General features: G+C 31.1%; 9 protein-coding genes. 1 reads left to right on the top strand and 8 read right to left on the bottom strand.

Annotation, left to right across the window (positions count from 1 at the left end; all coding sequences use genetic code 11):
- From C3E89_RS05365 to C3E89_RS05330, 8 genes are all read right to left on the bottom strand, one after another.
- Nucleotides 1–788 (bottom strand): hypothetical protein (locus C3E89_RS05365; RefSeq protein WP_236911447.1); only part of this gene is annotated, 788 nt, incomplete at its 3' end.
- Between the two features lie 10 nt (nt 789–798).
- Entirely contained in the window at nt 799–1497 is a 699-nt protein-coding gene (locus tag C3E89_RS05360) for an ABC transporter ATP-binding protein (protein WP_236911446.1), read from the bottom strand.
- Nucleotides 1494–1862 carry a GntR family transcriptional regulator gene (locus tag C3E89_RS05355; protein ID WP_236911445.1) on the bottom strand — a complete coding sequence of 123 codons (369 nt, stop codon included), beginning with the start codon at nt 1860–1862 and terminating at the stop codon, nt 1494–1496. The genes C3E89_RS05360 and C3E89_RS05355 overlap by 4 nt, the downstream gene beginning before the upstream one ends.
- A 153-nt stretch (nt 1863–2015) precedes the next feature.
- Nucleotides 2016–2849, bottom strand: a complete 834-nt coding sequence (locus C3E89_RS05350) for an aminotransferase class IV (RefSeq protein ID WP_236911444.1) — start codon at nt 2847–2849, stop codon at nt 2016–2018.
- A gap of 22 nt (nt 2850–2871) precedes the next feature.
- Entirely contained in the window at nt 2872–3750 is an 879-nt protein-coding gene (locus tag C3E89_RS05345) for a hypothetical protein (protein WP_236911443.1), read from the bottom strand.
- 54 nt (nt 3751–3804) lie between these two features.
- On the bottom strand, nt 3805–5262 hold the full coding sequence (gene cls, locus C3E89_RS05340; RefSeq protein ID WP_236911442.1) for a cardiolipin synthase: 1458 nt from the start codon (nt 5260–5262) through the stop codon (nt 3805–3807).
- 31 nt (nt 5263–5293) lie between these two features.
- On the bottom strand, nt 5294–7117 hold the full coding sequence (gene typA, locus C3E89_RS05335; protein ID WP_236911441.1) for a translational GTPase TypA: 1824 nt from the start codon (nt 7115–7117) through the stop codon (nt 5294–5296).
- A 138-nt stretch (nt 7118–7255) separates the two neighbouring features.
- Entirely contained in the window at nt 7256–7645 is a 390-nt protein-coding gene (locus C3E89_RS05330; protein ID WP_236911440.1) for an ATP-binding protein, read from the bottom strand.
- Nucleotides 7646–7843: 198 nt separating this feature from the next.
- On the opposite strand from C3E89_RS05330, the gene rd reads away from it, so the two are divergent.
- The gene (rd, locus tag C3E89_RS05325) at nt 7844–8005 is read left to right on the top strand and encodes a rubredoxin (protein WP_236911439.1); all 162 of its coding nucleotides are present in this window, start codon (nt 7844–7846) and stop codon (nt 8003–8005) included.
- Nucleotides 8006–8009 lie beyond the last annotated feature (4 nt).

The following is an 8009-nucleotide window of genomic DNA, read 5'->3' as shown; positions in this document are numbered from 1 at the left end:
AACATCAAAACTCCTATTACTATACTATATATAAATCCTGCAATATTTAGTATAGTACCTCCTAAATCCCCATTCATTATAAGGCCACCATTGTTAATGGTAATATTAAATCCATAGCTTAGCATATGGGAAGATGCTATTTTAAATGTATTTAGATCTAGATAGTATGGTAGCAATTGAATAACTTTCACCTGTCCATAGGTTACTATTCCACTTAGTACCAAGAATATTACAAACCAGAAACCGCCAATTTTTTTATTTCTAAATGTAACTCTACTTAAAGCCATAGAAAAGTATATCAATATTAGTGTACTAATCCCACCAATAATAGCAGTTAGACTAAAAATGAATAATTCCCTATAAGCTATATTCACACTTTTTAGTATAGAAAACAGTTCAGAAATGTTGATTTTAACCGGACTAAAACTTAATACCATAATACCGTTATATATTGCTATGACCACTCCTAAAAGGACAAACCACATAAAAGCTACTATTAGTTTAGCACCTAATATTTGATTTCCTGTCAAAGGCAGTGTAAAGGTTAGATATCCTCTATCCTCGTATAATTCCTTTCTAAAAGAATTTACTATATATAAAAATGTTGTTAACAATGTTCCAAATATAACTAAAACCGATAGACCTGTAAATGTCGCCCCTAATGCTGAACCTTCTCTAGCATTAGATATATAGGCGTATATTCCTGTTGTAAGTATTAGAACTAAAGCCAATACTCCTAGTATAAACTTATAAGAGCCTCTTATTTCATATTTAATATATCTACCCATGTCTTCCCTCCTATTCTCCAAATATTTCCTTGTAGATATCATCTATTTGTTTACCCTTTTCCTCTCTTAAGGTTTCTGCATTGCCTGTTAGTACTATCTCCCCATCCTTTAAGAAAACTACATCTTCGAATATATTTTCCATATCCCTTACTAGATGAGTGGTTATTAACATAGAGCTGTTTTCATTGTAATTATTTATTATGGCATCTAATATTTGATCTCTTGCTACTGGATCTACTCCTGCTATTGGTTCATCTAGTATATATAGTTTAGCATTTCTAGACAATACTAGAGTTAAATTCAATTTTTCATGCATCCCTTTTGAAAGGGAAGTTATTTTCATACTCTTTTCTAATTTCATAAAATCCAATAAATCTTCAAATTTCTTTTGATCAAAATCCATATAGAAATCTTTATAAAATTCAAAGGCATCCTTTATAGTCATCCAATTATATAAAAAGTTTCTATCAGGTAGATAGGAAACTATGGATTTAGTATATACCCCTATTTGATGTCCATCTATAAGAACCTCACCTTTTGTTTGCCTTAAAAGTCCGGTTAGTATCTTTATTAAAGTGGTTTTCCCACTGCCATTAGGCCCCAATATACCTACTACCTTTCCTTCTTCGATATTTAAGCTTATATTATCCAAGGCTCTTTTATTGAAATAATTCTTAGTAAGACTATTAATTTCTACAATATTCTTCATTCTCTCTCCTCCTTTTCAACCCATCCTGATATAATTTCTATTATTTCATTGGAGCTAAATCCTATTTTTTTCATCTCCGTTAGAAAATTATTCACTACATTTGTAGCCATATTCTTTTTCAACCTTTTAATTATTTCTATATCCTCAGTAACAAAGGTACCCATTCCTCTTTGAGTAAAAACTAATTCTTCTCTCTCTAATTCCTGATATGCCCTTTGGATTGTATTGGGGTTTACCTTTAATTCCTTTGAAAATTCTCTTACTGATGGCAATTTATCACCTCCACTAATTTCTCCCGAAACCATCTTACTTTTTAATAGATTCATAATCTGAATATATATTGGAAGATTTTCGTTAAAATCCATCCTTTCACCTCCATCGTCCTAATGTCCTGGTGTATTAATTATATGGTACACTAATATTGTTTTTTTGTCAATAGAAGAAATAAAAAATACTCCTCCTTGTATTAAACAGTTTTTATTTTTACTGCCTACTACAAGGGGAGCATATCATAATAGTTACAAGGTTTTACTTTCTATATATGCCTTCATCTTATTTACGTATAGATTATTGACTTCTTTTATAATTCTATTATTTACTGAATCCAATTTTATATCATCTACACTTGAGATAGGAAGAACGTTTACCGAGGTGCCTGACATGAAAACTCCATCTAATTTTTTCAAATCTCCCATATGTATATTTTCTTCAATAATTTTTATATTCAATTCTTCACATACTTGGAGTATATATTTTCTTGTAATACCTAGTAGGACATCTCCTTTAGGAGCAGTATATATTCTATCTCCTTTTACAAAAAACATATTGGATCTACTACCTTCAGGGATATATCCATCTTTATTTACCAATAGGGCTTCAAAGGCATTGTTTTTTTCTAATTCTCTTGCTACCTCTTCTCTAAAAGATGCCATCTGAATCTTAGCGTTAGGATTCTCTCTTTCGTAGTGGAATAATATAGTGTGAATACCTTCTTTATAGAATTCTTTTGGTGGATAAAAACTTTTTATGAAATAAGCTAAGAATACCTGTCCCATCCCTTCAATATCTGTGCATAATAGTTTAACATTTAAATTTTCAATGCCATTTCTGTTAATTAGCTCTCTTATATCCTTTTCTATATCCTTATCTTTTCTTTCAATATGGTAATCCACTATATTGGCAGACTTTCTCATCCTGTCTAGATGATCTTCTAAAAATAATGGCACTTTATTTATTACTCTTACTACTTCATATATAGGCGGCTTTTTTATTCTTTCAAATATTTCTACATTTGCAGTCGATTCCACTCGACCATTTACTAGGAAACAATTTTTTATTGCCTCAGGTTTCATCTAAAAGTCCCCCTTATTTCATCTATTCCCTTAAAGCTTTTATATTTTTAAGGGTAATATCTCTTTTAATTTCTAATAGCTTTATACTATTTTCATTTAACGCTAGCTTCATATCAGAAATTGCTAAGGACAATTTATCTAATTCCTTTATTTTATCTTTATCCTTATCTTTATCTAATTTTTGTCTGATTCTTCCAGAGTATTCTGCTGCTTCATTTATCAATTTATCTGCTGTTTTTATGTCTCCTTCTTTAGCCTTTAAAAAGGCTTGATAAGTGGAATAATTTATCCTAGAAAGATCTCCATTTATTTCATCTTTATAAAGATCAAAAAAAGGGGCCAAGGAATTAACAGTTCTACTTCCAGTATCCATAATATCCACCATTTGTCTATTTTCTATTGCCTTTGTAAAGGAATTCAATGATTTTTTAAATTCCTTTCCTTGATCTGGATTAGCTCCCTTTTTTACGCTTTCTACCTCGTAACTATTCCAGTCTCTATGAATATCCTCTAAACTATTATCAATTTCTTCCCATTTCATAAAAATTTCTTCATCCCTAGTTATATTATCTTTCTGTTCTTCATCATTTTTTTCACTTTTATCTTGGCTTTCACCTTGTTTGCTTTGTTGGTTTTCCTGCTTGTTTTCATTAGATGGCTTTTTATTACCCTCTATTTCAGATTTTTGAGCCTGAAATTCTGATTCCGTTAGTTCAGCAATCTTAGCTACTTCATCTACCGAAGTCATTAATTTGTCTATCCCATCTACCACTTTGGTTAAAGTTTCTGGAGCTTTTTCTTTTTGATTAATATTTTTAGGTTTCTTATCCGATTGATTAATGCACGATATAGAAAAAATCATACTTACTATAATTATAATTATTAATATTTTCTTTCTCAAGTTCACCACCCCTTAGGATAGTGTTTCCTGCAATAAATTTTTTATCCTAACAGGTTACAATATTGGTGATAATAGTCTTGAAATGGATTCTTTTAATTTAACTATATTGGATCTTTTACTGTATTCTTCTATAGTAATTTCCTTACATTTCTTTAAATCTAGATTAAACTGTTCTACCATCTTCATATTTACTTCTTCATCGTAAATAAAAGCATTTACCTCAAAATTTAGTTTAAAACTCCTAATGTCTAAGTTTGCAGTACCTATGGAAGTTGCAAAATCATCCATTATAAAGGTCTTACTATGGAGAAATCCGTTTTCATAAGTATAAAACTTAACTCCTGCTTCTAGAAGTTCTCCTATATAAGAAAGACCTGCCCAGTATACAAATATATGATCTGGTTTACAAGGTATCATAACCTTTACATCTATCCCAGAAAGGCCGGCTACTTTCAAAGCTTCAAACATACTATCATCTGGAATAAAATAAGGGGTTTGAATATAAACCCGCTCCTGTGCATTATTTATCATCTTAAAATATCCATCTTTCACACTTGCCCATTTAGAGTCAGGTCCACTGCTTACTATTTGAACTCCAGAACTTCCCTTGTTCTTCCTCTGAGGCAGGTTTATCTCACATCGAACATTATCCTTTTTAGCTGCAAATCGCCAATCTTTAAAAAACCTCCATTGAAGTCCTCCTACTGCTGTTCCTTTTATTTTTATATGGGTATCTCTCCAATAGCCAAACTTCTTTGAAAGCCCTAAATATTCGTCACCAATATTAAAGCCTCCTACAAAAGCCTCTTCACCGTCTATTATGCAAATCTTTCTATGATTTCTATAGTTGATTCTGGGAGTAATATAAGGAGCAAAAGGAGGGAAGAATACTTCTATTTCTCCTCCAGCCTTTTTTAATTCATCAAAACAATGTTTTTTTAATTTTCTACCTCCCATTCCATCGTATAATACCTTAACCTCTACCCCTTCCTTAGCTTTTTTAGTCAATTCATCTATTATCTTAGTGCCAATTCCGTCGCTTTTCATAATATAGTATTCTAGATATATATATTTTTTGGCTTTTTTAATACTTTCTAATAAAGCATTAAATTTTTTTTCTCCTGAAAAATAGAGTTCAATTTCATTGTCCTGAGAAAAATAAGATTCACTTGTTAAAATATGCATTTTTATTATATCTTCATAGTCTAAAAATCTCGGGTTAGAAAACCTATATTCGTCTTCATGGATTTTTTGTCCTTGTCTTAGTACTCTGTCTCTAATTCCTCTATCTTCTTCTTCTTTTATTTTAAACATCTTCTTTTTGCTCATGTCTTGCCCAATAAATAGATATAATAAAAATCCAATACCTGGTAGGAAGGTTAATACCATAAGCCATAACCAGGTAGTTGTAGGATTTCTTCTTTCAAAAAATACTAATAATATGGCAAATAAAATATTTAACCATAGTATGTTTTTTAAAAGCCACATATATCCATTTACTATATATTCCATAAAATCACCTTATATTTAAAACCATAATAAATTATGATTTTTTAGATTTATACCTTTTATTAGTATCTAGAATTTTTTTCCTTACTCTAAAATTAGTAGGGGTTATCTCAATAAGCTCATCTTCTTCTATAAATTCTAATGCTTCTTCTAAAGACATTTGTCTAGGAGGAGATAATCTTAAAGCTTCATCGGAACCTGAAGCCCTAATATTAGATTGATGTTTTTTCTTACATACATTTATCTCTATATCCATTCCCTTAGGATTAGAGCCAATAACCATTCCTTCATAAACCTTAGTTCCTGGAGTAATAAAAAGGGTTCCCCTATCTTGAGCAGAATATAGACCGTAGGCAGTTGCTTCTCCCGTTTCAAAAGAAATTAGCGAACCCTCTTTTCTTGTTGGTATATCTCCTTTATAAGGTCCATAGCTGTCAAATACAGAGTTAAGAATACCATTCCCTTTAGTATCTGTCATAAATTCCCCTCTATATCCAATTAAGCCTCTGGCAGGTATAGAAAATACTAATCTTGCATATCCTCCATTAGCTTCAGCCATACTTATTAATTCCCCTTTTCTCATACCCAATTTTTCTATTACTGATCCAATATATGCTTCCATCACATCAATTGTTACTGTTTCCATAGGCTCTAATTTTTTACCATCTTCATATTTATATAGAACCTCTGGTTTTGAAACTTGGAATTCATAACCTTCCCTTCTCATATTTTCAATAAGGACTGATAGGTGTAATTCACCTCTGCCCGAAACTTTAAATGCATCTGTAGAATCTGTTTCTTCTACTCTAAGACTAACATCTGTCTGCAGTTCTTTAAATAGCCTATTCCTTATCTGTCTTGAAGTAACATATTTCCCTTCCTTACCTGCAAAGGGGCTATTGTTTACTGAAAATGTCATAGCAATAGTCGGTTCAGATATTTTAACAAAAGGTAAAGGTTCTGGATTTTCAATATCGCATATAGTATCTCCTATATGGATTCCTTCAACCCCTGTAACGGCGATTATACTCCCTACTTTGGATTCTTCGACTTCTACCCTATTTAATCCCTCAAACTCATAAATATTTGTTATCTTTACTTTTTTTACCTCATCTTTTCTGTCTTGGTTCACCATTAGAGCTTCTTGATTTGTTTTTATTTTTCCCCTTTCTATTTTACCAATGCCAATCCTACCTACATAATCATTGTAATCTATAGTAGAGATCAATACTTGCAATGGTTGATCTCTATCTCCTTTTGGAGCTGGAATATAATTAATTATGGTTTCAAATAAGTCTTCCATATTATCTTTCTTTTCATTCAAATCTATAGTTGCAGTTCCACCCTTAGCAGAAGTAAATATGAAAGGTGAATCTAAATATTTTTCTCCTGCTCCTAATTCTATGAATAGATCTAATACTTCATCAATTACTTCCTCTGGCCTTGCTTCTGGTCTGTCTATTTTATTTATACATACAACAGCTGGCAAATCCAACTCAAAAGCCTTCTTTAATACAAATTTAGTTTGAGGCATAGGTCCTTCGAAAGCGTCTACTAATAACACTACCCCATTTACCATCTTAAGAACTCGTTCTACCTCTCCACCAAAATCAGCGTGACCTGGGGTGTCTACTATATTTATCTTAATATCCTTATAATAGATAGCAGTATTTTTAGATAAAATGGTAATGCCTCTTTCTCTTTCTATTTCATTAGAGTCCATAACTCTATCTTCTACTACTTGATTTTTTCTAAATATTCCACTTTGTTTTAGCATACTATCTACTAATGTAGTTTTCCCATGATCTACGTGAGCAATAATAGCTATATTTCTTAGATCATTTCTTGTAATTTGCATAAAAAAATATCACTTCCTATTTCTAATTTAATTAATAGTTTATCAAACTTAATTTTAACATAATTCCCTTTAAAATGATAGTAAATTATGATGGCAGGGTCCAGCTCTGCCCTGCCATATTCCTTCTATATAAATTTTCTATCCCATATACTTAACGGCTACTATTCTATTATTATCAATATATACTTCATCTGATAACCCATCGACAATTACTAGACCCCTTCCGCAGCACTTTAACTCGGATGGATTATAACTATCGATATCAAAATCTATCCCATCTCCTTCATCAATTACTTCGATCCTAATGGTATCCCCAACTACTTCTAAAAAAAGCTTCACATACTTATTCCCTTTACATTGGTTCCCATGGATAACGCTATTTATGATTAATTCGTTTAATATTAATTTCAAGTCAAACATTAGATCTTTGTCCTGAACAATATTCTCAAGTTTATTTAATACTTTTTTTATGAAAACTTTAATATCATTCAGATCACTACGAACAGATCCTTTGAATATAAAAGCCACTTCCATCACGCCCATCTACTAATGTAATGTATTTTTATATTAACTATTATTAGTTTACCCATAAATACGCTCTTTAATCTACTATACAGTTCTATTATTTTTTGATATAATTCATTTATAATATTTTTAAAATATAGTTTAAAGTCTTGTATAATTGGGTATTATCCCAATGATTACATATTGAAAGGAGAATATATAATGGACAGATATGTTTGTGAACCATGTGGGTACGTTTATGATCCAGCAGAAGGTGATCCTGATAATGGGATAGATCCAGGTACACCTTTTGAGAAGCTACCAGAAGACTGGGTTTGTCCAGTTTGTGGTGCAACAAAGGATATGTTTGTTAAAGAAGAATAATTGA

Origin of the sequence: Clostridium sp. Cult1 (genome assembly GCF_021655095.1) — a bacterium.
Classification (GTDB): Bacteria; Bacillota; Clostridia; order Tissierellales; family Tepidimicrobiaceae; genus Schnuerera.
This window is presented reverse-complemented; position numbering and strand designations above follow the sequence as displayed.